General features: G+C 66.7%; 22 protein-coding genes. 15 read left to right on the top strand and 7 right to left on the bottom strand.

The window, feature by feature from the left end; translation table 11 throughout:
- Positions 1 to 253 precede the first annotated feature (253 nt).
- Together SK1NUM_RS02795 and SK1NUM_RS02790 are read left to right on the top strand one after the other, a co-directional pair.
- The gene (locus SK1NUM_RS02795) at positions 254 to 1,996 is read left to right on the top strand and encodes a WD40 repeat domain-containing protein (protein ID WP_212325099.1); all 1,743 of its coding nucleotides are present in this window, start codon (positions 254 to 256) and stop codon (positions 1,994 to 1,996) included.
- Positions 1,997 to 2,082: 86 nt separating this feature from the next.
- Positions 2,083 to 2,589, top strand: a complete 507-nt coding sequence (locus SK1NUM_RS02790) for an EXLDI protein (RefSeq protein ID WP_212325097.1) — start codon at positions 2,083 to 2,085, stop codon at positions 2,587 to 2,589.
- Positions 2,590 to 2,680: 91 nt separating this feature from the next.
- On the opposite strand, the gene SK1NUM_RS02785 is transcribed toward SK1NUM_RS02790, so the two are convergent.
- The 3 genes from SK1NUM_RS02785 to SK1NUM_RS02775 all read right to left on the bottom strand — a co-directional run bounded on the left by SK1NUM_RS02785 (position 2,681) and on the right by SK1NUM_RS02775 (position 5,788).
- The gene (locus tag SK1NUM_RS02785; RefSeq protein ID WP_212325095.1) at positions 2,681 to 3,055 is read right to left on the bottom strand and encodes a DUF488 domain-containing protein; all 375 of its coding nucleotides are present in this window, start codon (positions 3,053 to 3,055) and stop codon (positions 2,681 to 2,683) included.
- A gap of 10 nt (positions 3,056 to 3,065) precedes the next feature.
- Positions 3,066 to 4,337 carry an ATP-binding protein gene (locus tag SK1NUM_RS02780; RefSeq protein ID WP_212325093.1) on the bottom strand — a complete coding sequence of 424 codons (1,272 nt, stop codon included), beginning with the start codon at positions 4,335 to 4,337 and terminating at the stop codon, positions 3,066 to 3,068.
- 155 nt (positions 4,338 to 4,492) lie between these two features.
- On the bottom strand, positions 4,493 to 5,788 hold the full coding sequence (locus SK1NUM_RS02775) for an adenylosuccinate synthase (RefSeq protein WP_212327434.1): 1,296 nt from the start codon (positions 5,786 to 5,788) through the stop codon (positions 4,493 to 4,495).
- A 212-nt stretch (positions 5,789 to 6,000) separates the two neighbouring features.
- Here SK1NUM_RS02775 and dhaK point away from each other — a divergent pair, with 212 nt between their 5' ends.
- The 8 genes from dhaK (at position 6,001) to SK1NUM_RS02735 (ending at position 15,062) form a co-directional block, all read left to right on the top strand.
- A complete protein-coding gene (gene dhaK, locus SK1NUM_RS02770; RefSeq protein WP_212325091.1) occupies positions 6,001 to 6,996 on the top strand; it encodes a dihydroxyacetone kinase subunit DhaK in 996 nt (331 codons plus the stop codon).
- The gene (gene dhaL, locus SK1NUM_RS02765; RefSeq protein WP_396020927.1) at positions 6,984 to 7,622 is read left to right on the top strand and encodes a dihydroxyacetone kinase subunit DhaL; all 639 of its coding nucleotides are present in this window, start codon (positions 6,984 to 6,986) and stop codon (positions 7,620 to 7,622) included. Before dhaK ends, dhaL begins: the two co-directional genes overlap by 13 nt.
- A 3-nt stretch (positions 7,623 to 7,625) precedes the next feature.
- On the top strand, positions 7,626 to 10,037 hold the full coding sequence (gene ptsP / locus SK1NUM_RS02760) for a phosphoenolpyruvate--protein phosphotransferase (RefSeq protein ID WP_212325089.1): 2,412 nt from the start codon (positions 7,626 to 7,628) through the stop codon (positions 10,035 to 10,037).
- 30 nt (positions 10,038 to 10,067) lie between these two features.
- A complete protein-coding gene (locus tag SK1NUM_RS02755) occupies positions 10,068 to 10,796 on the top strand; it encodes a hypothetical protein (RefSeq protein ID WP_212325087.1) in 729 nt (242 codons plus the stop codon).
- A gap of 180 nt (positions 10,797 to 10,976) precedes the next feature.
- Positions 10,977 to 11,576 carry a hypothetical protein gene (locus tag SK1NUM_RS02750; protein WP_212325086.1) on the top strand — a complete coding sequence of 200 codons (600 nt, stop codon included), beginning with the start codon at positions 10,977 to 10,979 and terminating at the stop codon, positions 11,574 to 11,576.
- Positions 11,573 to 11,710 carry a hypothetical protein gene (locus SK1NUM_RS02745; RefSeq protein ID WP_212325084.1) on the top strand — a complete coding sequence of 46 codons (138 nt, stop codon included), beginning with the start codon at positions 11,573 to 11,575 and terminating at the stop codon, positions 11,708 to 11,710. The genes SK1NUM_RS02750 and SK1NUM_RS02745 overlap by 4 nt, the downstream gene beginning before the upstream one ends.
- Before the next feature lie 146 nt (positions 11,711 to 11,856).
- Complete coding sequence (gene typA / locus SK1NUM_RS02740; RefSeq protein WP_212325082.1) at positions 11,857 to 13,707, top strand: translational GTPase TypA; 1,851 nt, start codon at positions 11,857 to 11,859, stop codon at positions 13,705 to 13,707.
- Between the two features lie 65 nt (positions 13,708 to 13,772).
- Complete coding sequence (locus SK1NUM_RS02735) at positions 13,773 to 15,062, top strand: LssY C-terminal domain-containing protein (RefSeq protein ID WP_212325072.1); 1,290 nt, start codon at positions 13,773 to 13,775, stop codon at positions 15,060 to 15,062.
- A 46-nt stretch (positions 15,063 to 15,108) separates the two neighbouring features.
- Here SK1NUM_RS02735 and SK1NUM_RS02730 read toward each other — a convergent pair whose 3' ends face one another.
- Together SK1NUM_RS02730 and SK1NUM_RS02725 are read right to left on the bottom strand one after the other, a co-directional pair.
- Entirely contained in the window at positions 15,109 to 15,996 is an 888-nt protein-coding gene (locus SK1NUM_RS02730) for a DUF4862 family protein (RefSeq protein ID WP_212325070.1), read from the bottom strand.
- A 188-nt stretch (positions 15,997 to 16,184) separates the two neighbouring features.
- Positions 16,185 to 16,607 (bottom strand): hypothetical protein, encoded by a 423-nt coding sequence (locus tag SK1NUM_RS02725; RefSeq protein WP_212325068.1) that lies wholly within the window; start codon positions 16,605 to 16,607, stop codon positions 16,185 to 16,187.
- A 99-nt stretch (positions 16,608 to 16,706) separates the two neighbouring features.
- On the opposite strand from SK1NUM_RS02725, the gene fucP reads away from it, so the two are divergent.
- Positions 16,707 to 17,987 (top strand): L-fucose:H+ symporter permease, encoded by a 1,281-nt coding sequence (gene fucP / locus SK1NUM_RS02720; RefSeq protein WP_212325066.1) that lies wholly within the window; start codon positions 16,707 to 16,709, stop codon positions 17,985 to 17,987.
- Positions 17,984 to 18,979, top strand: coding sequence for a substrate-binding domain-containing protein (locus tag SK1NUM_RS02715; RefSeq protein ID WP_212325058.1), 996 nt, complete (start codon positions 17,984 to 17,986; stop codon positions 18,977 to 18,979). Before fucP ends, SK1NUM_RS02715 begins: the two co-directional genes overlap by 4 nt.
- 103 nt (positions 18,980 to 19,082) lie before the next feature.
- On the opposite strand, the gene SK1NUM_RS02710 is transcribed toward SK1NUM_RS02715, so the two are convergent.
- The gene (locus SK1NUM_RS02710) at positions 19,083 to 19,265 is read right to left on the bottom strand and encodes a hypothetical protein (RefSeq protein WP_212325056.1); all 183 of its coding nucleotides are present in this window, start codon (positions 19,263 to 19,265) and stop codon (positions 19,083 to 19,085) included.
- A gap of 76 nt (positions 19,266 to 19,341) precedes the next feature.
- Between SK1NUM_RS02710 and SK1NUM_RS02705 the strand changes: the two genes are divergently transcribed.
- Both SK1NUM_RS02705 and SK1NUM_RS02700 read left to right on the top strand, forming a co-directional pair.
- Positions 19,342 to 20,247: a LysR substrate-binding domain-containing protein gene (locus tag SK1NUM_RS02705; RefSeq protein ID WP_212325054.1), complete on the top strand. Its 906-nt coding sequence runs from the start codon at positions 19,342 to 19,344 to the stop codon at positions 20,245 to 20,247.
- Between the two features lie 23 nt (positions 20,248 to 20,270).
- Positions 20,271 to 20,903, top strand: coding sequence for a SatD family protein (locus SK1NUM_RS02700; protein WP_212325052.1), 633 nt, complete (start codon positions 20,271 to 20,273; stop codon positions 20,901 to 20,903).
- Between the two features lie 194 nt (positions 20,904 to 21,097).
- Here the strand turns inward: SK1NUM_RS02700 and ppk2 are convergent, their stop codons facing one another.
- Entirely contained in the window at positions 21,098 to 22,033 is a 936-nt protein-coding gene (ppk2, locus tag SK1NUM_RS02695; RefSeq protein ID WP_212325050.1) for a polyphosphate kinase 2, read from the bottom strand.
- Positions 22,034 to 22,128: 95 nt separating this feature from the next.
- Here ppk2 and tpx point away from each other — a divergent pair, with 95 nt between their 5' ends.
- On the top strand, positions 22,129 to 22,623 hold the full coding sequence (tpx, locus tag SK1NUM_RS02690) for a thiol peroxidase (protein ID WP_212325048.1): 495 nt from the start codon (positions 22,129 to 22,131) through the stop codon (positions 22,621 to 22,623).
- Positions 22,624 to 22,644: the final 21 nt, after the last annotated feature.

Below are 22,644 nucleotides of genomic sequence, written 5' to 3'. Positions count from 1 at the left end.
CGCCGGGGTCCCGCGCCCCCACGCCACCTGCCCGGCGAGCCGACTGTTTCGTCCCAGGACCTGGCGCGCCAGCAGCCAGCTGCCGCCGGAGACCGGCACAGCGACTGCGGCAATCATGAATCAAGACAAAGGAACGTCGAGGGCTGTCGGCCAATCGCCCGACAGGGGAATACCCGTGGGTCTGGCCCGGTTCGCCTAGAATTCTGAAAGAACCTTATTTTATTTATTGGCGCGCAGAGGTACAAGGAGCCAGATGAGCATCCACCCGCAATCCGCTGCCACCCCCGCCACGCACATTGACGTCCCGCTTGACGAGGAGGCAACACTCCCCGCGCATTCGGGAGTGCAGGCATGGTTGCAGGAGCTGGCTGAGAACGAGCTCGTCCTAGACCGCATCAACTCCCGGGAACTGACCCAGCGGATCATGCAGGAGGCCTTCGGGCGGTACACGCTGCCGCCGCGGGTCGCGGGACTGCTGGCCGCCAACCACCTGCTGCGCGACGCAAGCCCGCAGGACCGCCAGGGCATCCGGCAGCTCGCGACCGCCTGGTTCACCTCCATCCCGCCGAGCGCCGTCGACGACTCCACCTGGTCGGTCCGGCAAGCGGTACGCCGCCCTCAGACCCCGCACCTGACGCTGACGGGCCACACCGGCGACGTCACGGACATCACCCGCCGCAACGCCCTCGACGGCCGCACCTTGCTCGTCACATACAGCGATGACACCACCGTGCGGATGTGGGATCCCGGCACGGGTGAGGAGGTCCAGGAGCCCCTCGACCCGCCGCCCTCCGGGGCATCACCCAAACGGGAGGCCACGTTCACGGACTCCTACGGACGCTCGCTCGCGGCGTCCCCGGACGAGAACAACATCAGGATCACGGACCGCGCGACCGGCGAGGACGTGGGGGTGCCGCTGCGCGGCCATGGCTTCCAGGTGACCGCCGTCGCCTCCTTCTACGGCCCGGCCGGACGTCCGCTGCTGGCCTCCGCATCCCGCGACCACACCATCCGGATCTGGGATCCGGCTTCGAAGTCGCGCCCGGCAGCGCGGTTCGTCGAGCAGCTGGACGAGATGCAGGTGGTCACCTGGTTCACGGCAGGCGACGGCTCCTCGCGGGTGGGCACCATCCGGCACCCCTACGACGACATCCTCCAGATCTGGGAGACCGGCACCGGGCAGTGGGTCGGGGCACTATGCGCATATCCTGGCCAGTTCTGGGCTGAGACCTGCAGCGCCCATTTCGCAGACGCCCGGGGCGCCGAGATGCTGGCCGTCGCAGAGCAGGAGAACCTCCGCATCTGGGATCTCGAGTCGGGCCAGCTCGTCGGCGCCCCCCTCACCGGGCACGCCGCCCGCATCAACGACATCCTGAGCTGGACCACACCGTTCGGCGAGACACGGCTGGCCACCGCCAGCAGCGACGGCAGCATCCGGCTCTGGGACCCGGACGCGGGCACCCAGGTCGGCAGGTCACTGACCGGGCACGCCGGGCCGGTCCGGGACATGTGCATCTTCACCACCCGGCACGGGGACGCCTGGCTGGCCTCCGTCGGAGACGAGGGCGCCATCCGGATCTGGGATCCCGATGCGGGACGGCAGATCGGGCGGCCGCTCAAAGGACCGGCATGCCCGATGACCTGCGTGGCCTCCTTCTCCGCCGCGAACGGGGAACCCCGGCTGGTGACCACCGGAGACGACTACATCGTCCGCGTCTGGGACCCGGGGACGGGCCAGCGGCTGGGACGGCTCAGCAGTGGCGAGGAGAACCTCTGCGACACCGTCCTGGCGGGGACGAACCGGGAGGGCCGCACCCGCCTGGTCACCTCGGGGATGGACCGTTCTATCAGGATCTGGGACATCGCCACGGGCAAACCGACCTACGCGCTGCACGCCCTGGACTACACCGAGACCATCGTGTCGCTGCGCTACGGTGAGCTGGCGGTCAGCCTCGACGACGGCTGGGCGCTGCTGCAGCTTCCAGCTGGGATCTGAGACGCTTCAGATATGAAGCCCCCATCAACCGGGGTTCTCTGATGTAAACCCTCGCCTATATGTATAGGTGTACGTATACTTGCTTTATGCCACAGCGAACCATCTATGTCTCAGAAAGCGCCCAAGAGCTCTTCGACCGAGCGGCCCAGGAGGCTGGCGGCCTCTCACGCGCAATCACCGCCGCCCTGCGCGACTATCTTGCGAAGGCCGAACTCAGCAAGGAGGGCATGGAGACCGTCGACCTCACGATCGACGAGGATGGCTCCCACCGGAAAGTCCGCTTCAGCGGCAGGAGACTGCTGCGCCTGGAGCGCGAGGTGGAGGGCAGGCTTCACATCCAGACGGTCTACGCCACCAAGAGAGGACAGTTCGCCCTACACCAGAGGAAACACTCCCACCCCAAGACCTGGGGCAAGGACAGCGACCGTCTGTGGGAGGACCCCCGCACTTGGAACTCGGAGTTCTGGTTCCGGACCGAGAAAACCCTCGACGTCTTCCCGACGCTGGACGACCTGCGCAGGCAGGATCCAGAGCTGGCCGACCGGGTGGAGGCCGCCATGAAACATCCCGCCCTTGAGGAGCTGGACATCTGATCATTCCGGGCGGGTTCACCGGGAGCCATCCTGGTCACCCCGTCCGCCGCGCATGAACGCGCATGAAACTGCCCTTTGAGGGGGCTTTGGCTCAGGCCCTGCCGCCGGGCTGGTTCTCCAGGACCTCTTGCAGGACCACCGCCTGGTTGTCCTTGACATCGTGCGCCGCGTACAGCAGCGTCACGACGCTCTGCCCGGCCAGCCGCCCGGCCAGCGCCTCGGCGGCCCCGGAGGCGGTCAGCTCCGCGCGGTAGCGGGTCTTGAACTCCTCGAACCGGGCCGGATCGTGCCCGAACTCGCGTCGCGTCTCGGTGCTGGGCGCGACGTCCTTGCACCATTCATCGAGGTGTGCCGCTTCCTTCGAGATCCCACGCGGCCAGAGCCGGTCCACGAGCACGCGGTAGCCGTCCTCGGGTGAGGGTTCTTCGTAGATACGTTTGATACGCCACGTCGTCTTGGTTCCCATCCTCAAGACCCTACGCCGACTTCTCCCTCGACGGCTCCGTCAGGACGTAATGGAATCCACGGCCCTTGCGGTTGGCCCATGCCGGACGCATCACCCCGACCCTCTCGAGTTTGCGTATCAGCGGGGCCGTCCCGGCCGACGACAGGCCGATGATCGATCCCAGCTCTGTCGTGGACAACCGTCCCCGCGCCTGGACGTAGCTGCGGGCTACGGCCTCGCGATCCCGGCCCGGCATCGCGAGCTTCGCCCAGTCGTACAGCTCCGCCAGGGAGTCCCTGGCGGTCGCGGAGAAGGTCAGTGCCCGGGAGGCCTTCGACGGCACCCCGGCGATGGGCACGAGCAGCCTCGCCCCCAGGACCCTGGAATCCTCCAGGGTCCTGAGCAGGGATCGCGCCTCGGCCTCCGTTGTGTGCGCGATCCGGGAGGCGGTGCGGACGTCGACCCAGCGGTGATCGGCCACCCAGCGCAGCAGCAACAGCACCCGGTGGTCCGTCAGCTCCTGGGGACCCTTGATCTTTGCCAACCAGAGCTGCCAGGCGGGATCAGGGGGACGTCCTCCCCCCAGCGTCACCTCGACGCTGGCTCCCTCAACCTCCCGGAAGGTTGGTGCGGGCTGGCCGCCTCTGACCAGGCCCGTCACCATCCGTCCGATACCCGAGCCCCGGTTCTCCGCCAGGCCAAGACCAGCCAGCAGCCTCATCAGAGCCCGGTTGCGGGGGAATGGCTGCCGGGAGAAGACATCGTATTCATCGAAGCCACCGATGAATCCGCCGGGGCTCCTGACCCGCAGCGCCCCGAAGCGATGTTCCTGCTCGACCTCCACCAGACGCGGACCGCGCCAGTCACGGTGGGCCACCCCGTTCACGACGGCCTCCCGCGCCGCCGACTCGCTCAGGGCGGGGGCCGTCTCCTGATCGGCCCACTCCGGCATCTGGACCTCGGGATTGTTCCGGCGCACAGCATCAAGGACCAGCGACAGCTGTTCTAGCACGGAGAGCTCCCCGTCCGGTCTCAGCTCCTGATGGCCGCCTTTGAGGCGGTATTCAAGGACCGGGCGGCCATTGCCGACGAGCAGCAGGGACGCCGCGTTGGTGAGCATCCCGTCGTCGCCCACTGCCTCCAGACGCCGCAGGAGTTCGTCATCGGAGTCGCCCTCCGAATCCTGGAGTAGCTCCCGGGCAAGGCGCAGGGCGTCAGGCCGCGCTTTGCCTGGGCCGATGCCCGATGACTGTCCGGACCAGCCCTGTTCAGCGTTTTTCCTGCCAGATTCCACAGAGGCCATGGCCCATCTTCACCTAACTTTTGGGTAGATGGGCGATTTTCAGTGAAAGCCGCTGGAAATCGACCCAAAAGCCGACATACCGGGGCTCAGATGCCGCGCCTGCGGAGAAGGGTGCGCCGCGGAGCTGAGGCGGCGGCAACCCAGGCCGCGGCCGATCAGAGCAGGTCGTTGATCACGATCGTCTGTTCGCGTCCCGGACCGACGCCGATGCCCGAAATCCGGCATCCGATCAGCTCCTCCAGGCGCCTCACATAGGCCTGGCAGTTCGCGGGCAGCTCGTCGAAGGTGCGGCAGGTGGAGATATCCTCCGCCCAGCCGGGCAGCTCCTCGTAAACCGGCGCGGCGTGGTGGACGTCCGACTGGGTGACCGGCATCACGTCGTGCCGGACCCCGCCGACGTCGTAGCCCACGCACACCGGGATCGTCTCCCAGCCGGACAGGACATCCAGCTTGGTCAGGAAGATGTCGGTGAAGCCATTGATCTTCGCCGCTTGCTCCACCACGAGGGCATCGAACCAACCGCAGCGGCGCGGCCGTCCCGTCGTGGCTCCGAACTCACCGCCGTCGCGGCGGAGCCGCTCGCCGTTCTCGTCGCGCAGCTCGGTGGGGAACGGCCCCTCGCCAACCCGGGTGGTGTAGGCCTTCGCGATGCCGATGGCCCGGTCGATGCGGGTGGGGCCGACGCCCGCCCCGGTGCAGGCGCCCGCCGCGATCGGGTTCGACGACGTCACGTACGGGTAGGTGCCGTGGTCGACGTCCAGGTGATGGGCCTGGGCGCCCTCGAACAGCACCACCTCACCGCGGTCGAGCGCATCGTTGATGTACCGGCCCGAGTCGATGACGTGGGGACGGATGGCGTCGGCGTGCGCCAGGAGCGCCGCCACGATCTCATCTGCCTCGATGGGGCGGCGGTTGTAGACCTTCACCAGCAGCTGGTTCTTCTGGTCGAGGGCGGCCTCCACCTTCTGCCTGAGGATCGGCTCGTCGAAAATGTCCTGGATGCGCACCCCCATCCGGTTGACCTTGTCGGAGTAGGCGGGGCCGACTCCACGCCCGGTGGTGCCGATGCGCCGCTTCCCCAGGAAACGTTCGGTAACCTTGTCCAGCACCTTGTGGTATTCGGTGATGATGTGGGCGTTGGCGCTGATCAGGGGGTGAGGCACCTCGATGCCCCGCGATGAGAGCATCTGCAGCTCCTCGGCCAGCACGTCCAGGTCCACGACCACGCCGTTGCCGATCACGGTGGTGGTGCCCGGGTTGAGGATCCCGGAGGGCAGCAGGTGCATCACGAAGGTCTCCCCGCCGACCACGAGAGTGTGGCCCGCGTTGTTGCCGCCCGAGTAGCGGACACACAGATCGACGCGGTCACCGAGCTGGTCGGTGGCCTTGCCCTTGCCCTCGTCGCCCCACTGGGCACCGACCACGACAACACCAGGCATTGGTTCCTCCAAGAACACGAAACAAGCCCCAGCAAAGCCGGGGCCTTACCTCGGCATCCTACCCATGTCCTCCGGGGAACCCCAGTCGGGGATGGCCGCTGCTCACGTCAAAACAGGCGAAACAGCCGTTCAGTGGACGCGCCCCCGCTTGAACCTCATGCGGTTTCGCGCGAGCATCTATTAGGCCCGGTTGGATCCGGCAGCGACGAAGCAGGAGCACCGCGATGAAGAAACTGATCAACTCACCCGACGACGTGATAGCGGAGGCTCTCAAGGGCATTGGGGCCGCCGACCAGAATGTCCGCGTCGACCATGACAACCGCGTGATCTTCCGCGCCGAGCCCACCCGCCCCGGGAAGGTCGCGGTGATCTCCGGGGGTGGCTCCGGCCATGAGCCACTGCATGGCGGTTTCGTCGGGACCGGGATGCTGGATGCGGCTTGCGTAGGCGAGATGTTCACCTCCCCTACCCCCGACCAGATGCTGGCCGCCACCACCGGCGCTGAGGCGGGTGCGGGGGTGCTGCACATCGTGAAGAACTACACGGGCGATGTCATGAACTTCGAGATGGCGGCGGAGCTGGCCGCCGACGCTGGCGTGCGCGTGGCGACGGTGGTGGTCGCCGACGACGTTGCCGTCGAGGACTCGCTGTACACCGCGGGACGCCGGGGCGTCGGCCTGACGGTGCTGCTGGAGAAGATCGTGGGTGCCGCCGCCGAGGAGGGACGCGACCTGGATGCGGTGGCCGCCGTCGCGAACAGGGTCAACGAGCACGGCCGCTCCATGGGTATGGCGCTGACCTCCTGCACCGTTCCCGCCGCGGGCAGGCCGACCTTCGACCTGCCCACCGACCAGATGGAGATCGGCATCGGCATCCACGGCGAGCCGGGCCGGCACCGTGAGCCGCTGGCCGGCGCCCAGGACATCGCGGGCCGGCTGGTGGGCCCCATCCTCGCCGACCACGACTTCACCGGTTCGGAGGTGATCGTCATGGTCAACGGTATGGGCGGCACTCCCCTCATCGAGCTGTACCTGATGTATGGCGAGGTCAAGGCCCTGCTCGACGCCGCCGGCGTGCGGGTGGCGCGCAACCTGGTCGGCAACTACATCACCAGCCTCGACATGGCGGGCTGCTCCGTCACCCTCCTGAAGGCCGACCCAGAGCTGCTGGCTCTGTGGGATGCACCGGTGAAGACGGCGGGGCTGCGGTGGGGGATGTGATGATCACCCACGCCCAGTGCGTGGCCTGGCTGAGGGGTTTTGCCGACATCATCGACGCCAACAAGACGTTCCTGACCGACCTGGACTCGGCTATCGGCGACGCCGACCACGGCACCAACATGGCCCGCGGCATGAAGGCGGTGGTGAAGAAACTGCACGGCGCTGGGACGCCGCCGCTCGGGGCGATGTTCAAGTCCGCGGGCATGACTCTCGTGGGCACCGTTGGCGGATCCTCCGGGCCGTTGTACGGCACCTTCTTCATGAAGCTGGGGATGGCGCTCGGAGAGGTCAAGGATGCCTCGCTACCAACCTTCGCCGCGGCCCTGAAGGCTGGCTGCGACGGCGTAACGGCACGCAGCAGGACGGCCGTCGGGGAGAAGACGATGGTGGATGCGCTGACCCCAGCCGCCGATGCCTTCGAGGCCGCCGTGGACGACGGCCCCCTGGCAGCGGCCGAGGCGGCTGCCGCAGCGGCCCGGCAGGGCCGCGACGAGGGCATCCCGCTGGTCGCACGGAAGGGTCGCGCCTCCTATCTGGGAGAGCGTTCCGCAGGGCACCAGGATCCTGGGGCAACCTCCGCCACCTACCTGTTCGAGGCGCTCGCGACCGCACTCCGGGAGGGCTGATCGATGGCTCTGGTCGGGATCGTCGCCGTCTCCCACTCCCAGGCGCTGGCCGAGGCCGCGGTCGAGTTGTCGCTGCAGATGCTGCACGGCAGCCCCCTGCCCGAGATCAGGATCGCGGCCGGCACCCAGGACGGGCGGCTCGGCACAGACGCCATTGGGGTGGCCGACGCCATCCGGTCCGCGGACCGAGGCGCGGGCGTCGTGGTCCTGATGGATCTCGGCTCCGCGGTGCTGAGCGCGGAGTTCGCCCTTGACCTGGCCGGGGACGTGAGTGCCATCCTGGTCGAGGCGCCGTTCGTGGAGGGGCTGCTGGCGGCCACGGTGCGCGCGGCGCTGGGTGGCACCCTGGAGGAAGTGGCCGGCGACGCCCGCGCGGCACTCACCCCGAAACGGGTCGCCCTCGGTGTGGAGGCAGACAACACCCCCTCAGGGGATCCCCATGCTGCCTGGACGGCCGAGGCGGAGGCCCGGGCGACATTGCCGAATCCGGCCGGGCTGCATGCCCGTCCCGCGGCCCTGCTGGTGTCGGAAGCGGGGCGTTTCGATGCCGAGGTGCGGCTGCGGTGCCACGACCTGGAGGGATCGGCGACGTCGTCGATCGCGTTGGCGACGCTGAACGCCCGGCAAGGGGACGAGGTGTGGATCGGGGCGCGCGGGCCGCAGGCCGGCGACGTGGTGGCGGCCCTGGTGGCGCTCGTCGAGAACGGCTTCGGGGAACGTGGCGGGACGGCTGCCTCGCCGGTCGTGGTCACCGGCCAGCAGGGAGTCAGCCCTGGCCGCGTGGTCGGCATCGCCCGGGTGATGGCTGCCCCCATGACGGAGCCTCCTGCTGAGACGCCTCTGAAGCCTAGGCGTCTTGCCGCTGAGAAAACCAGGCTGGCCACAGCCCTGGAGGACGTTGCGGCGGACTACGAGAGGCGAGCCGACGCTGCCGGGACCGAGGCTGGGCAGATCCTGCGAGCCACTGCGGTCCTGGCCCGGGATCCCGAGCTGCGAGGATCGGCGGAGGCCCTGATCGACGCGCTCGGGGCAGGAGCGGCGACAGCCATCTGGGGAGCGGCGAACGGCATCGTGGACCGGCTGGCCGCGACTGGCGGGATCATCGCTGAGCGCGTCACCGACATCACCGACATCCGCGACCGCGTGATCTGCCACCTGCTGGACCGTCCCATGCCCGGAGTGCCGAAGTCCGACAAGCCATTCGTATTGGTCGCCCATGACCTGGCGCCCGCCGAGGCCGCCACCCTGACCGGCCACCACTGCCTTGGGATCGTCACCGCCGGTGGCGGCCCGACCTCCCATACGTCCGTCCTGGCACGCAGCCTGGGCATCCCCGCCGTGGTCGGTTTCGCCGATGCCCTGGGCATCCCCGACGGCGCGGAGGTGCTGGTGGACGGCTCCTCGGGCGAGGTCGTGGTCTCCCCCAGTGAGTCGCAGCGCGCGGGAGCCCGCACCTCCCCGGCACCGCTCGAGGCGCTGGGCGGGCCGGGATCGACCCGGGATGGAGTCCCGGTGCCGCTGCTGGCCAATGTGGGGTCCGCCGCCGATTCTCAGGCTGCGGCAGCTGCCCGCGCGGAGGGCATCGGCCTGTTCCGCACGGAGCTCAGCTTCTTCGATGCCGAGGCTGAGCCGGACCCCGAGCAGCAGTTCGCCACCTACTGGGATGTCCTGACGCCCTTCGCTGGCAGGGAGGTGGTGGTGCGCACCCTGGATGCCGGAAGCGACAAGCCCATGCCCTTCCTGACCATTCCCGGCGAGGACAATCCGGCGCTTGGCATACGCGGTTACCGGACCACGATCCACTCCCCCGCCGTGCTGGCACGCCAGCTGGAGGCGATCGCACGAGCCGCCGAGGCTAGCAATGCCGAGACCTGGGTGATGGCCCCGATGATCTCCACCCCCGGTGAGGCCGCCGAGTTCGCCTCGCTGGCCAGGTCCGCCGGCCTCGGGCGGGCCGGGGTGATGGTGGAGACCCCGTCGGCCGCTCTCCAGGCCGCGGAGATCCTCGCCGAGGTGGACTTCGTCAGCATCGGTACCAACGACCTGGCCCAGTACACGATGGCCGCTGACCGGCAGGCGGTCGGCCTGGGGGCCCTGCAAGACCTCTGGCAGCCCGCGGTGCTGCGGCTACTGGATCTGGTGGGTGATGCGGGCCGGAAGGCCGGCAAGCCGGTGGGAGTCTGTGGCGAGGCGGCGGCCGACCCCGAGATGGCTCCCGTGCTGGTGGGTCTCGGCGTGACGTCGCTGTCCATGTCGCTGCGCGCCCTGGAACCGGTGCGCCGCGCACTGTCTCAGGTCACCCTTGACGAGTGCCAGCGGGCAGCCAGGGCTGCGGTGGCGGCCAGCGGCCCAGAGGCGGCGAGGAAGGCGGCATGCAGCATCTTCTTGCCAAGGAGGCCCACCGCCATGCAATAATGTTTGCAAGTGCAAATCTAAGGAGTGCGAATGCCTAAGCCAGTCTCTACCTTCGTAGCCACATCGCTGGTCGCTCTCGCCCTCGGACTGAGCGCCTGCTCAAGCACCACCCCGGCCACGCCGTCCTCCAGCTCCGCTGACTCCCAAGCGTTGCTGCCCCAAGATGTGGGCTCCACCACGTCGAGCGCACCCGATCCCGACCTGGCCTCCAAGCTCCTGACCGGCGAGGTCGCCGGGTTCTCGCTCGAGCAGCTGGGCGCCAATGTCAAGGGACCGCTGACGGAGTTGGAAACGCTGTACCACGACAGCGAGGAGTACCAGCTCGACCCCGCCGAATGCGATGCGACCGGCATCGAGCAGCTTGTCGTGGGTTCTCAGGCATCGACCGGGCACGAGATCGCGACGGTCGCGCTGGGCACGGGCACGTCCTCTCCCCAGCAGCATCAGCAGTACGCAAAGAAGTGCGCCCGGGTCGACGGAACCGTCAACGGGGAGCCGATCCTGCTGGATGTCCAGATACAGCAGATCCCCGTCATCAAAGGCGCCACCGACGTCGTCGCGACAGTGACCAACCACGGCATCCCCTACAGCGAGGGGGACGCAGGCCACAACTCCTACCTGATCACGGGCAACGTGGGCGGCGTCAATGTCGTGGCCTACACGACCACGACCTATGAGGGCAATGCCGCCGGCAAGGAGGCATCCATGGAGACCACCATGAAGCTTTTCAAGGCCCAGGTCGCAAAGCTCAAGGGCTGACGCCCAGCCCCGTCACGGCCCCGGGAGCGATTCCCCGGGCCGTGACGCTGCGACCGGGGTGAGCCATCGGGATGCAATGATGACTAGGAGATTTTCTCGGCGGGGACGACGCGGACCCTCGCATCGCCGCTGACTGGATCTCACAGCCTGAATACCCCCGAGAACTTGTTAAGGAGCGTCATGTTCCGACGTGTTTCCGCCACTGCAATCGCGCTACTGGCCGTCACGGCCCTCGGAGTGAGTGCATGCTCGAACAGCAATCCAGCATCACCCTCCTCTGCAGCCGATCAGCAGACATCGCCGGCAGCGTCGCAGGCCGCCACGCAGACAAAGGCCCCTGACGCCACCTCGGCCGCACCATCGGCGAACAACTCCAGTTCCGATTCCGACCTGGAGTCCAAGATCCTGACCGGCCAGGCGGCAGGAGTGACCTTCCAGAGGCTGCCCCAGCTCCCGGACATGGACAAGATCCTGCAGAACGTCGATGCTCAGATCGAGCCCGCCGACTGCGCCAGCACGGGCCTCACACAGCTCGTGGCCGGCTCTGCCGGGAGCAACGACTCTGGAGTTGCCACCGTCCTGCTGAGCACCGACACAGCCGCCCCTGGCAAGTACAAGGCTTACGCGCAGAAGTGCACCTCCGTCACCGGGACCGTGAACGGGTCGCCGCTGAAGCAGACCTCTCCATGGACCAGGCACCCGACATCGATGGCGCCTCCGATCTCGTTGCGGTCAAGAGCGAGCAGCAATTCACCACCAATGGCAAAGAGACCGATATGAAGACCTACGTGGTGATCGGCACCGCGGAGAGCACCACCATCATGGCCCAGTCGGCGTCGTTCAACGGCCAGGACCCCGACCCGGCCCTGGCAGTGGAGGTCTTCAAAGCCCAGGCTGAGAAGCTCAAGAGCTGACCAGCTATCACACGCCCCGTGCCAGCGGCTCCGTCGCGACCGCCGGCACGGGGCGATTGTGTCCTCTCAGGGCGGCAGTGCGACGAGAACCGGGGGTCCTGGGCGTACACTTTCCCGCGGTCCAGCCACCGAACCGAGGAGCCTGCATGCCTATCCGCCAAGACCTGCGCAACGTCGCGATCGTCGCTCACGTCGACCACGGGAAGACGACGCTCGTTGACGCCATGCTGTGGCAGTCGGGCGCTTTCCGGGAGGGTTCCGACGTCAACAAGCGTGTCATGGACTCCATGGACCTGGAACGAGAGAAGGGCATCACCATCCTGGCGAAGAACACCGCCGTGCGGCACCAGATGGCCGACGGGCGGGAGGTGACCATCAACATCATCGACACGCCCGGCCACGCCGACTTCGGCGGTGAGGTGGAACGTGGCCTGGAGATGGTCGACGGGGTGGTGCTGCTGGTGGATGCCTCCGAGGGGCCGCTGCCGCAGACCCGGTTCGTGCTGCGCAAGGCCCTGGCAAAGAAGCTGCCGCTGATCGTGGTGGTCAACAAGGTGGACCGTTCCGACGCCCGCATCTCCGCGGTAGTGGAGGAGACCTACGACCTATTCATGGACCTTCTCGACGACGACGCGGCCGACGCCCTGGACTTCCCCATCGTCTACGCCTCCGCGAAGGCCGGGCGTGCTTCCCTGGCCCAGCCCGCGGACGGCGGAATGCCGGACTCGGAGAACCTAGAGCCGCTGTTCGAGACCATCCTGGAGAACGTGCCCGCCCCCAGCTACGAGGAGGGCGCGACCCTCCAGGCTCACGTGACAAACCTGGATGCCTCCCCCTACCTGGGGCGGCTGGCGCTGTGCCGCGTCGTCGCGGGCAAGCTGAGGCGGGGCCAGCAGGTCGCGTGGTGCCGGCACGACGGCAGCGTGCAGAACGTGAAGCTCACCGAGCTGCTGATGACTGAAGCCCTGGACCGGGTCCCGGCGGAACAGGCCGGACCGGGCGACATCGTCGCCATCGCGGGCATCCCGGAGATCACGATCGGCGAGACCCTCTCCGACCCTAACGATCCGAAGCCGCTGCCGCTGATCCACGTGGACGAGCCGTCGATCTCCATGACGATCGGCATCAACACCTCGCCCCTGGCGGGGAAGTCGGGCAAGCAGCTGACGGCGCGGCTGGTGAAGGCGCGACTGGATCAGGAGCTGATCGGCAACGTCTCCATCCGGGTGAAGCCGACGGACCGTCCCGACACCTGGGAGGTGCAGGGCCGCGGTGAGCTGCAGCTGGCGGTGCTGGTGGAAATGATGCGCCGCGAAGGCTTCGAACTGACCGTTGGCAAGCCGCAGGTGATGACACGGGTGGTCGACGGGAAGGTCCACGAGCCGATCGAACGCCTCACCATCGACGCCCCCGACGAGTTCGTCGGTGTGATCACCCAGCTGATGGGGTTGCGGCGCGGGCGCATGGAGCAGATGGTCAACCACGGCACCGGCTGGGTACGGATGGAGTTCCTGGTGCCGGCGCGTGGCCTGATCGGGTTCCGCACCGAGTTCCTGACGGAGACCCGCGGCACCGGGATCATGAACCACGTCGCGGAGGGCTACGAACCCTGGGCGGGTGATTTCCGCACCCGCCCCACGGGATCGCTGGTGGCTGACCGGACCGGGGCCGTCACGTCCTATGCGCTGTTCAACCTGCAGGAGCGGGGCACGATGTTCGTGGGTCCGGGAGCCGAAGTGTACGAAGGCATGGTGGTCGGCGAGAATCCCCGGCCCGAGGACATGGATGTCAACCCCACCAAGGAGAAGAAACTCACCAACGTCCGCTCCTCCACCGGCGAGGAGCTGGAACGCCTGATCCCGCCCCGCCTGATGTCGATGGAGCAGCAGCTGGAGTTCTGCGCCGCCGACGAGTGCCTGGAGGTGACCCCGGCGGTGGTGCGGATCCGCAAGGTTGTGCTGGGGCAGAAGGACAGGGTCCGCCTGAAGCGAGGCTGAGCACCGCCTGGAGAGTCTCTGCGGGTAACGTATGCAACGCATGGCCTCTGATCAGGAAGACACGGATGACGGGGAACGACTCTTCAGGCAGGGCTCCGGCTGCCCCACGCAGTCGCAGCCGGTACCCGATTCCCGCCAGGCCCCCCGTCTACGTCTCGCGCAAACCCAAGGTGAGCGGGCGCAAGCGCACCCCCGTCTGGGATGTGGTCGCCGCCTTCTTCGTCCTGCTGGCGCTGGCGCTGGTGGCCTGGCTCGCCATCATCATGCTGCTGCATGCCCTCCCGGGGGACCGGCTCTGGGGGCTTCATTTCGCGGTTTTCTGGCTGGTCACAACCTACCTGGCGATTCCCAGGATCCATCAGCTCTTCACGCTCTGGTATGTGCCCGACTACTTCATCGGACGCACCAGGACGGGCGACGGCATCCTCGGCGACCCCGTCAATCTGGCCTTCGACGGCAAGGAGAAGGACATCCACGCCGCGATGCAGGCCGCGGGCTGGACACTCGCCGACGAGATCACGCTGCGTTCCGCCTGGGGCATCATCGTCTCCTCGCTGTTCAGGCGCTCCTACCCGGCCGCCCCCGTGTCGAACCTCTACCTGTTCCGCCGCAAGCATGCCTTCGCCTACCAGCAGGAGGTCGAGGGGAATGCCTCCAAACGTCACCACGTCCGCTTCTGGCCGGCCCCCGAGGGCTGGCATCTGCCGGGCGGACAGCATGTGGATTTCCTGGCGGCCGGCACCTATGACCGAAGCGTCGGCCTGTCGATGTTCACCGGCCAGATCACCCACAAGATCGACGCGGACACCGACGCCGAGCGCGACTTCATCATCAACACGCTGCGCTACGCGGACCACGACATCGAGGTGCGGGTCATCGACAAGTTCTCCACCGCCTACCATTCCCGCAATGGCGGCGGAGACGCCATCCAGACGGACGGCCACCTGCCCGTCGTCGATGTGTCGGAGGCGGCCTGCCGGAATCCTGAGCCGGAGATGTTTCAGGAGGACAACACCGTGGCCCGGCACCACATCCCGCCCACCCCACTGTTGTTCGGCGGCCTGTTCGCGCTGATCAGCCTCATCATCAACATCACCGAGTCGGCCGCCGACCCGGAGGTGTCGGCGATATCGATACTGGTGGGCTCCTTGTTCGAGGTCACCTTGTGGGTGCTGACGGTGGCACGGTTCCGCTGGGCCTGGGTCTGTGTCATGACCACGTCATCGCTGAACGCGATCCTCAGTCTCCTGGTGCTCGACTACAACAGCTTCATAGGCCTGCTGACCACCGCGATGACGGTTCTCTTGGTGCTGGCAGTCTCGGCCTCCTCGGTACGAGCCTGGGTGCGGAAATAGCCGTGGAAAACGGAGCACAGGGAGAGCAGAGCGTCTCTTACCCCGGTCAACTGTTGAGCAGATGCGCCACGGCCGAGATGATTCCCAGCCGGGTCTCTACGTCAGCGCCGGCCGGAGCCTTGACCTTCGCCCCGACGTAGGCGGGCTGGTCTCCGGAAGCTGCCAGACATTCGGCCACCCGCTGCGGCGTCATCAGCGAGGCAGGCTCGTCGGTAGACAGGGGTAGCTGAAGATCGGCCCAGGCCCTCCCCCACTGGGTGTTCACGGCAGCGACCCCAGAGAAGATCAGCCCGCGAAGCCGCCCGGCCTCGGCGAGGATCTCAACGTGCTGGCGGGGGCGGTCGGGATTCTGCCATTCAAGCGCGGACCTTCCCCAGTTGACCGCGAATCCGAATTCATCGGCGACAGCGAGTTCCGTGATGAGGCTGAGGAAACGTTTGTCCCCGGGAAAGATGGGCGAATAGGCGTCGCAGTGCTCAATCACCACTTCCGCGGAGAACCGGGTGTCCGCCGCCACGTCGGCCAGAGAGCGTTGAAAAGCCTCAGCCGATGCCCTGACACCGGGTGCCGAATGAATATGGACGAATGAAACGGACTGTTCCCCGGTTAACTGGTTCAGCTCCTCGGCGGCTTTCCTCACCTCGGCAGTCCATGCGACAGCAGCCTTCCTGGCCGCGTCATCGGTAGATGCCAACCCGAAGGCAGGCTCCTTCTCAAGACGTCTCACCGTGCCCGGAATACCCGTGACGACGCAGTTGCGGAAACGGCCACGAATCTGCGCGGCGAACCAATCCATATCCTCATGGATGGAGTCCGAGAAGGGAATCTCAAGCGCGGTGGCCAGGTTGCGTTCAGCAAGCTGCGCGTAGAAACGTTCCTGATCAGCCCGTTCGGCTGGCATTGCGGCATGAGCGCCAACGATGACCTCTGGCATTGTTTCCCCCCTGATGACCAACAGCCGAAGGGTACAGCACAATTCCGATTGAATGTAATACCGGCAGGACGTCTGCAATTCTGTCGTTTTAAAGAGAGGGATGCGCCGGGAACCAGTCCGGTCAGATTGTTTGTCCACTTCCAGCCAGAACCTGATACTTCTTTCGGGGACCCAGCCTGGCGAAGTCCTCAGCGCAATAGCAGCGTAATGCCTGCCCACAGCGCGGCCCACAGCAGGCTCGCGAGGGTGCCGATGATGAAACGCTCGCTCTTGGCCGTATCGGGAGTGCGCAACTCCGGGTAGCGTCCGAAACCCTTGACCACCATCACCACGGCGATGCCTCCCGCGAACCCGGCGACGATGCAGGCATAGGCCGCCGCACGCTCAAGGAGACCGATCCAGCGGCCCCCTGGCAGCTCCTTCCCGGCTTTGACCAGCCTGAGATCGATCAGCTCCGGGCCGCCCTCCCCGATCTCGATGGCCTCGCGGCGCATGGCCTCGCGGCGCGTCTGCCAGTCGACCAAGCGGAACATTCCCCGCACCACCGGGGTGCCCGCCAAGGTGGCAAACAGGAACCCCAGCACCACCACAGCCCATGAGTATGCGTGCATGCATCCAAATCTTCCACAAATCACCGACCACAATGCTGCGCCACGGAGTTAGACTGACGAGACGCTAGAGGGCGAGGAAGCCCAGGAAAAGGAGGTCACATGACCGCCCCACCACCCCAGCAACGTTCTCCGCTGGTAGCGAAGGAGTTGCGCGTCCCCTTCCTGTTGCTCCTGCTGTGCTTCGCCGCATGGGGCACGTCGGCCAATCTCACCGACGTGCTGGTCGGCGTCTTCCGGAGCATCTTCACCATGACGAACCTGGAGTCATCGCTGGTGCAGTTCGCCTATTACGGCGCCTATTTCCTGCTGGCGATCCCAGCCGCCATGATCAACCAGCGGTTCGGCTTCAAAGCGGGCCTCCTGACCGGCCTGGGTCTCGCGGCAGCAGGTGGTTTTCTCTTCATTCCCGCGGCAAAGACCCTTGCCTATGGACTGTTCCTGCTGGCCCTGTTCACCCTGGCCTCGGGGCTTTCCATCCTGGAAACCTCCGCGAACCCGCTCGTGATCGCGATGGGCGACGAGGCCACATCCACCCGTCGCCTAAACCTGGCCCAGGCATTCAACCCGATCGGCGCCAACCTGGGTGTCCTGATGGGCGCGGTGCTGATCCTGCCGCACCTGACGCCGGAGACCGCGAAGTCCATCATGACCGAGCAGGACGCCCTCGCCGCGCAGGAGGCCGACCTGAACCTGGTGCTCGGCCCCTACCTCGGCATCGCGACTGCCCTGGTGATCATCTGGCTGCTGATCGCGTTCCGCAAGCTCCCACTCCCCCCGCAGACCCCTGCTCCCGCGAATGGGGGCGGCAGGTTCGGGCGCCTGTGGGCGAACAAGCTCTACCGCTACGGCGTCATCGCGCAGTTCTTCAACGTGGCTGCTCAGACCTGCGCCTGGACCTACACCATCATCTACGCCCAGGACGTGGTCGGCTTCTCCCCCGAGGCCGCGGGCTGGTGGCTGCAGGGCAGCCTGCTGCTGTTCCTGGTAGCTCGGTTCGTGATGGTCTTCGTCCTCGGCGTGGTGCGTCCCGCGCTGCTCCTGCTGATCATGGCGGTCTTCGGGGTGGCCTGCTGCCTGACCTCGGTCTTCGTGCTGAACATCGCCGGACTGATCGCGGTGGTGTGCATCTCGGCGGCGCTGTCGCTGATGTTCCCCACCATCTACGGCCTGGCGCTGAAGGGGCTGGGCGATGACGCGAAGTTCGGCTCCGCCGGCCTGGTGATGGCCATCCTCGGCGGCGCCCTGATCCCGATGGTCCAAGCCCGGGTGATGGACGTCGCGGGCTCCGCGGCCGGTTTCATCGTGCCTGCCGTGTGCCTGGCTTTCGTGTGCGCCTACGCCGCCTACGACCTGTTCTACACCAGGAAGGAAGCATCATGAGAACCCCCTCGCGATGGCTGGCTGCCGCCCTGGTCGTCGTCATCACTCTCGCCCTGGGCGCCTGCGCCGACAACCGGCCGCCGGTCAGCATAGGACTCATCACGAAGCAGGAAACCAACCCGTACTGGGTGACGTTGCGCAAGGTGGCCGAGGACACAGCCCACAAGGCCGGCGCCACACTCACCACGGCAACGGGTGACAGCGACGTTGACGTCGAGTCACAGCGCGCCGCCCTCAACGACATGGTCGCCAAGGGGGTCAACGGGATCCTCATCGCCCCGACGGACTCCAAGGCCCTGGACGCCGACATCCAGACTGCTCGCGACAAAGGCATCACCGTGATCGCCCTCGACACCCCGATGGATCCCCAGGAGACCACGAACGCCTACTTCGGCACCGACAACACACGGGCCGGGGAACTGGTCGGACAGTACGCGCGGGCGAAGATCGACGAACTCGGCCTGGCACCGCAGGTCATGATGCTGAACCTGGCGCCCGGCATCGCGTCGGGCGAGAACCGGGGCACCGGGTTCCGTGACGGATTCGGGATGCCTTCCGACTCATCCTGGGTGGCTGGCCAGGCTGACACCCAAGGTGACCAGGCCACGGCCCAGCAGGCCATGGCCGAGGCCCTCGGCAGGAGCCCGGAGATCAACGTGGTCTATGCGGTCAATGAGCCGGCTGCGCTGGGAGCCGTCGAGGCGCTGAAAGCGGCGGGCAAGGACCTGGCGAAAGTGGTCGTGGTCACGATCGACGGCGGCTGCGAGACCATGAAGAATGCCGTGCGGCCCGGCGACATCGATGCCACCGCGATGCAGTTCCCGCAGAACATGGCCCGGGAAGGCGTTGAGGCGATCGTCGCGAAGGTCAGGGAGGGCCGGGAACCCTCAGGCTATCTGGCCACCGGGACTGAGCTGGTCAGCGGCTCACCCGCGCCGGGAGTCACGTCGAAGAACGTGGAGTACGGCGTGCGCACCTGCTGGGGCGGATAGGAAACCCGCCGACAGGACTGGGCTGCGAGCAGCAGGTCAGCGCTCGCAGCCCAGATCCGAAGGATGATTGCTGGCAGACCCCGCCACAGACGGGCCGGGTCTTTTACTGGGCAGGGGCCCAATCGCGGCCAGGCCAGGTCACCTCAGTCTGGTCAGTGGCCTCGGGGGTACGGATGATGGCGGGACGGGCAGTCAGGGTCGGCACCACGACCACAGCGCCACGGGTGGCGGGATAGGCGCCGAACTCGGAATCGAGGAAGCGGTTGATGAGGTTCCGAATGTTCATGCCTCCATGCTGCGCCCAGAGATTCCATGCGTCCAATACCTGTTTGTAAGATAATCCATGCATGTAGGTTATAAATATGGATACGAACGTCCTTCGCTGGTTCCAGCTCGTGGCCGACGGCGCGACCGTCACCGAGGTCAGCGAGCTGGAATGGACCTCGCAGCCTGGAGTCTCCCGGGCCCTGACGAGGCTCTCCGACGAGGTTGGGGCCCCTCTCCTGCGCCGCGAGGGACGCACCCTGCGCCTCACGCACGCCGGGGCAACGTTCAAACATCACGTCGATGCCATGCTCCACCAGCTCGACGATGGCCTGGCAGCGGTGGCACAGCTGATGGATCCGGAGTCCGGCATGGTGACCGTCGCCTTCCCGTCGTCGCTGGGCTCCTGGCTCATGCCGGAGCTCGCTGCGGGATTCCTGAAGAAGCATCCAGACGTGCAGCTGGACCTGAGCGCCAGGCAGGACGAGACGATCCCGGCCACGGGGACGGGCTCCGAAGTTGACCTGGAGCTGACGACGCTCAGGCCGCCCAGCCGTGCGCATCACTGGCGGGGCCTGATGCGCGAGCCGATCCGCCTGCTGCTGGCCGACGGGCATCCACTCGCCGCCGCCCCCGGCCCCATCCCCATAGCCCAGCTGGGCGGGGAACGCCTGATAGCGATGCGCCCGACGTCGCAGCTGCGCACCGTGACAGATGGCCTGCTGGCCCGCCGCGGCGTCGAGGCCGAGGTGGCGCTCGTCGCCGATGACCTGCCGACGCTCTATGGCTACGTCGCGGCCGGGCTCGGGGTGGCTTTGGGGCCAGGGCGTAGTGTTGCGGGGGTAAGTTTGCAGGTACTGGCAGAGGATGACGCCTTCCGTGAGATCGGTCTCAGCTGGGCGGCAGGCCGTCGTTTGTTGCCATCAGCGGAACTGTTCCGCGACCACATCCTGCAATTGGCCACATCGCGGCGACTGCCACGCACCCCAGCGGCCACAGATTAAGAGAATAACTTAAGGTAATCTGTATGAAGAACATTGCTGAATGCGTGGCGTTACTGGGTGACGTGGTGCGGTCCCGTGTCTCTGAGCGCGCACGCGTTCACGAGGCCCTGCTGAAGGCCATCGAGGTCTGCAACGAGAACCATCCGCCCCTGGACCCGCTGCGGGTGACGGTGGGCGATGAGATCCAGGGGATCTACGCCACCCTTGGGCAGGCGATCGCAGCGATGCTGAGGCTACGCGACGAGCTGCTGGGGGTCGCGGAGGTGCGCTGCGGCCTGGGCGGCGGGGAGGTCCAGGTCATCGACCCGAAGCGCGGCATCCAGGACGGCTCGGCATGGTGGGGGGCCCGGGAGGCCATCGAACGCGCGGAGTCGCTGTCCCGGCAGCCGGGGAATCGCACCTCCCGCACCGCGCTGGTCGATGCCCGGGCCGGGGCGAATCCCCTGGCCGATCCCACACTCCGGGTCATTGATGCCCAGCTGGCAGGGCTCAGCCCGGGGAGCCGCCGGAGCTGGGTGCATCTGAGGGCCGGCCTGGACAACGCCGCAGCCGCGAAGCTGGAGGGCATCACCCCGTCGGCCAACTCCCAGCGCATCAACGACCACGGCCTGCGCCCCCTGTCCACGCTGGTCGACTCGGTGGTCGCGCTGCCCTAGCGTCACGTGGCGTTAGTCCGCCGGTGTTTTCCAGCCTCGGACGCGGCGCCCGGGACCCGAACGCCTGCTCGATTGCCCTGGATGCTAGGCAGCCATGGCTCAACACCCCCCTGATCGGAATTTTTCTACATCGAATGTAGGAAAATTCCTACATCCGATGCGGAATTTTTCAACGTCGTGGGATGGCCGGCCCGTCAGTCCTCGTTCTCGTCGGACTGGACGATCTCGCCGTCGGCGTTCTTCTTCGCCCACCTCTTGCGGCCCCGCTGCACGATGAGCGGGTCGGTGGGTTTGATGACCGAGGGGTCCTTGCCGTCGTACTCGTGGAGGTCCAGGAACAGGCGCATCGCGTTCAGGCGTGCGCGTTTCTTGTCGTTGGACTTGATGCGGTACCACGGCGCGATCTCGGTGTCGGTCTGCTTCAGCATGGCGCTCTTGGCCTGGGTGTAGTCCTCCCAGCGGTCGAGGGACTCCAGGTCCATGGGCGAGAGCTTCCAGCGTCGCACAGGGTCGAGCTGCCGGATCGCGAACCGGGTGCGCTGTTCCCGCTGGGTGACGGAGAACCACAGTTTCGTCACCGTGATCCCGGACTCGATGAGCATCTGCTCGAACACCGGCGCCTGCCTCATGAAGGTGCGGTACTCCTCATCGGTGCAGAACCCCATCACCCGCTCCACTCCAGCGCGGTTGTACCAGGAGCGGTCGAACAGCACGATCTCCCCCGCCGTCGGGAGATGCTCGATATAGCGCTGGAAATACCACTGCCCGCGTTCCTTCTCCGTCGGTTTGGTCAGCGCCACGACCCGCGCCCCGCGCGGGTTGAGATGCTCGGTGAAGCGTTTGATGGCACCTCCCTTGCCCGCTGCGTCACGGCCCTCGAACACGATGATGTGCTTGGTGCCGTTGTCCTGCGCCGAATACTGGAACTTCAATAACTCGATCTGCAGCTGCCGCTTCTCCGACTCATATTCATTGCGGCTGAGAAGAGCGTCATAAGGGTATTTGTCGCGCCATGTCTCAACGGCATCACCCATCGGGTCGATGAGATATTGGTCCTCGCCGTGAACATCGCCGACGGTGTACCCCTGGTCGCGCACCATGTCGATGAATTCACGCAGGTTCTGGTTCATACCCCAAGCTTGTCACGTCGTCACATGCGCTGGTAGATGCCGGCCACGCCGTCCGGTTTCTTTCATCGCCACCCACAATGGGCGATGATTTACCCATGACTGATATCACCCTGGACGGAACCCCCGTCCGCACCCACGGCTCACTGCCCGCGGCCGGCTCCAAGGCACCGGGCTTCAAGCTGGTGGGCAATGACCTGTCTCCCGTCTCGCTCGCCGACTTCGCCGGCTCCAGGCTGATCCTCAACATCTTCCCCTCCGTCGACACAGGCGTGTGCGCCATGAGCGTGCGCACCTTCAACGAGCGCGCCGCCGGACTGGCCAACACCAAGGTGCTGTGCGTCTCCCGCGACCTGCCGTTCGCGCAGGCACGCTTCTGCGGGGCCGAGGGAATCGACAACGTGACCACCGCTTCCGACTTCCGCACCACCTTCGGCGAGGACTACGGGGTCACGATGGTCACCGGCCCGCTTGAGGGTCTCCTGGCCCGCGCCGTCGTCGTCCTCGACGAGCAGGGCAACGTGATCCACAGCCAGCTGGTTCCCGAGATCAAGCAGGAACCCGACTACGAGGCCGCCATCGCGGCCCTCTGACCAGACCCGGTTCAACAACCC

It is taken from the genome of Arachnia rubra (assembly GCF_019973735.1).
Lineage (GTDB): Bacteria > Actinomycetota > Actinomycetes > Propionibacteriales > Propionibacteriaceae > Arachnia > Arachnia rubra.
Note: the sequence above shows the minus strand (reverse complement) of the source record. Positions and strands in the feature narration are given on the sequence as shown.

Coding starts and splice junctions, on each gene's coding strand:
- SK1NUM_RS02730 (WP_212325070.1), bottom strand. CDS start 15,996: ATGCCAGAGGTCATCGTTGGCGCTCATGCCGCAATGCCAGCCGAACGG.
- fucP (WP_212325066.1), top strand. CDS start 16,707: ATGACCGCCCCACCACCCCAGCAACGTTCTCCGCTGGTAGCGAAGGAG.
- SK1NUM_RS02710 (WP_212325056.1), bottom strand. CDS start 19,265: ATGAACATTCGGAACCTCATCAACCGCTTCCTCGATTCCGAGTTCGGC.
- SK1NUM_RS02705 (WP_212325054.1), top strand. CDS start 19,342: ATGGATACGAACGTCCTTCGCTGGTTCCAGCTCGTGGCCGACGGCGCG.
- SK1NUM_RS02700 (WP_212325052.1), top strand. CDS start 20,271: ATGAAGAACATTGCTGAATGCGTGGCGTTACTGGGTGACGTGGTGCGG.
- ptsP (WP_212325089.1), top strand. CDS start 7,626: ATGGCTCTGGTCGGGATCGTCGCCGTCTCCCACTCCCAGGCGCTGGCC.
- tpx (WP_212325048.1), top strand. CDS start 22,129: ATGACTGATATCACCCTGGACGGAACCCCCGTCCGCACCCACGGCTCA.
- SK1NUM_RS02715 (WP_212325058.1), top strand. CDS start 17,984: ATGAGAACCCCCTCGCGATGGCTGGCTGCCGCCCTGGTCGTCGTCATC.
- typA (WP_212325082.1), top strand. CDS start 11,857: ATGCCTATCCGCCAAGACCTGCGCAACGTCGCGATCGTCGCTCACGTC.
- dhaK (WP_212325091.1), top strand. CDS start 6,001: ATGAAGAAACTGATCAACTCACCCGACGACGTGATAGCGGAGGCTCTC.
- SK1NUM_RS02790 (WP_212325097.1), top strand. CDS start 2,083: ATGCCACAGCGAACCATCTATGTCTCAGAAAGCGCCCAAGAGCTCTTC.
- SK1NUM_RS02750 (WP_212325086.1), top strand. CDS start 10,977: ATGTTCCGACGTGTTTCCGCCACTGCAATCGCGCTACTGGCCGTCACG.
- SK1NUM_RS02785 (WP_212325095.1), bottom strand. CDS start 3,055: ATGGGAACCAAGACGACGTGGCGTATCAAACGTATCTACGAAGAACCC.
- SK1NUM_RS02795 (WP_212325099.1), top strand. CDS start 254: ATGAGCATCCACCCGCAATCCGCTGCCACCCCCGCCACGCACATTGAC.
- SK1NUM_RS02780 (WP_212325093.1), bottom strand. CDS start 4,337: ATGGCCTCTGTGGAATCTGGCAGGAAAAACGCTGAACAGGGCTGGTCC.
- ppk2 (WP_212325050.1), bottom strand. CDS start 22,033: ATGAACCAGAACCTGCGTGAATTCATCGACATGGTGCGCGACCAGGGG.
- SK1NUM_RS02755 (WP_212325087.1), top strand. CDS start 10,068: ATGCCTAAGCCAGTCTCTACCTTCGTAGCCACATCGCTGGTCGCTCTC.
- SK1NUM_RS02735 (WP_212325072.1), top strand. CDS start 13,773: ATGACGGGGAACGACTCTTCAGGCAGGGCTCCGGCTGCCCCACGCAGT.
- SK1NUM_RS02725 (WP_212325068.1), bottom strand. CDS start 16,607: ATGCACGCATACTCATGGGCTGTGGTGGTGCTGGGGTTCCTGTTTGCC.
- SK1NUM_RS02745 (WP_212325084.1), top strand. CDS start 11,573: ATGAAGACCTACGTGGTGATCGGCACCGCGGAGAGCACCACCATCATG.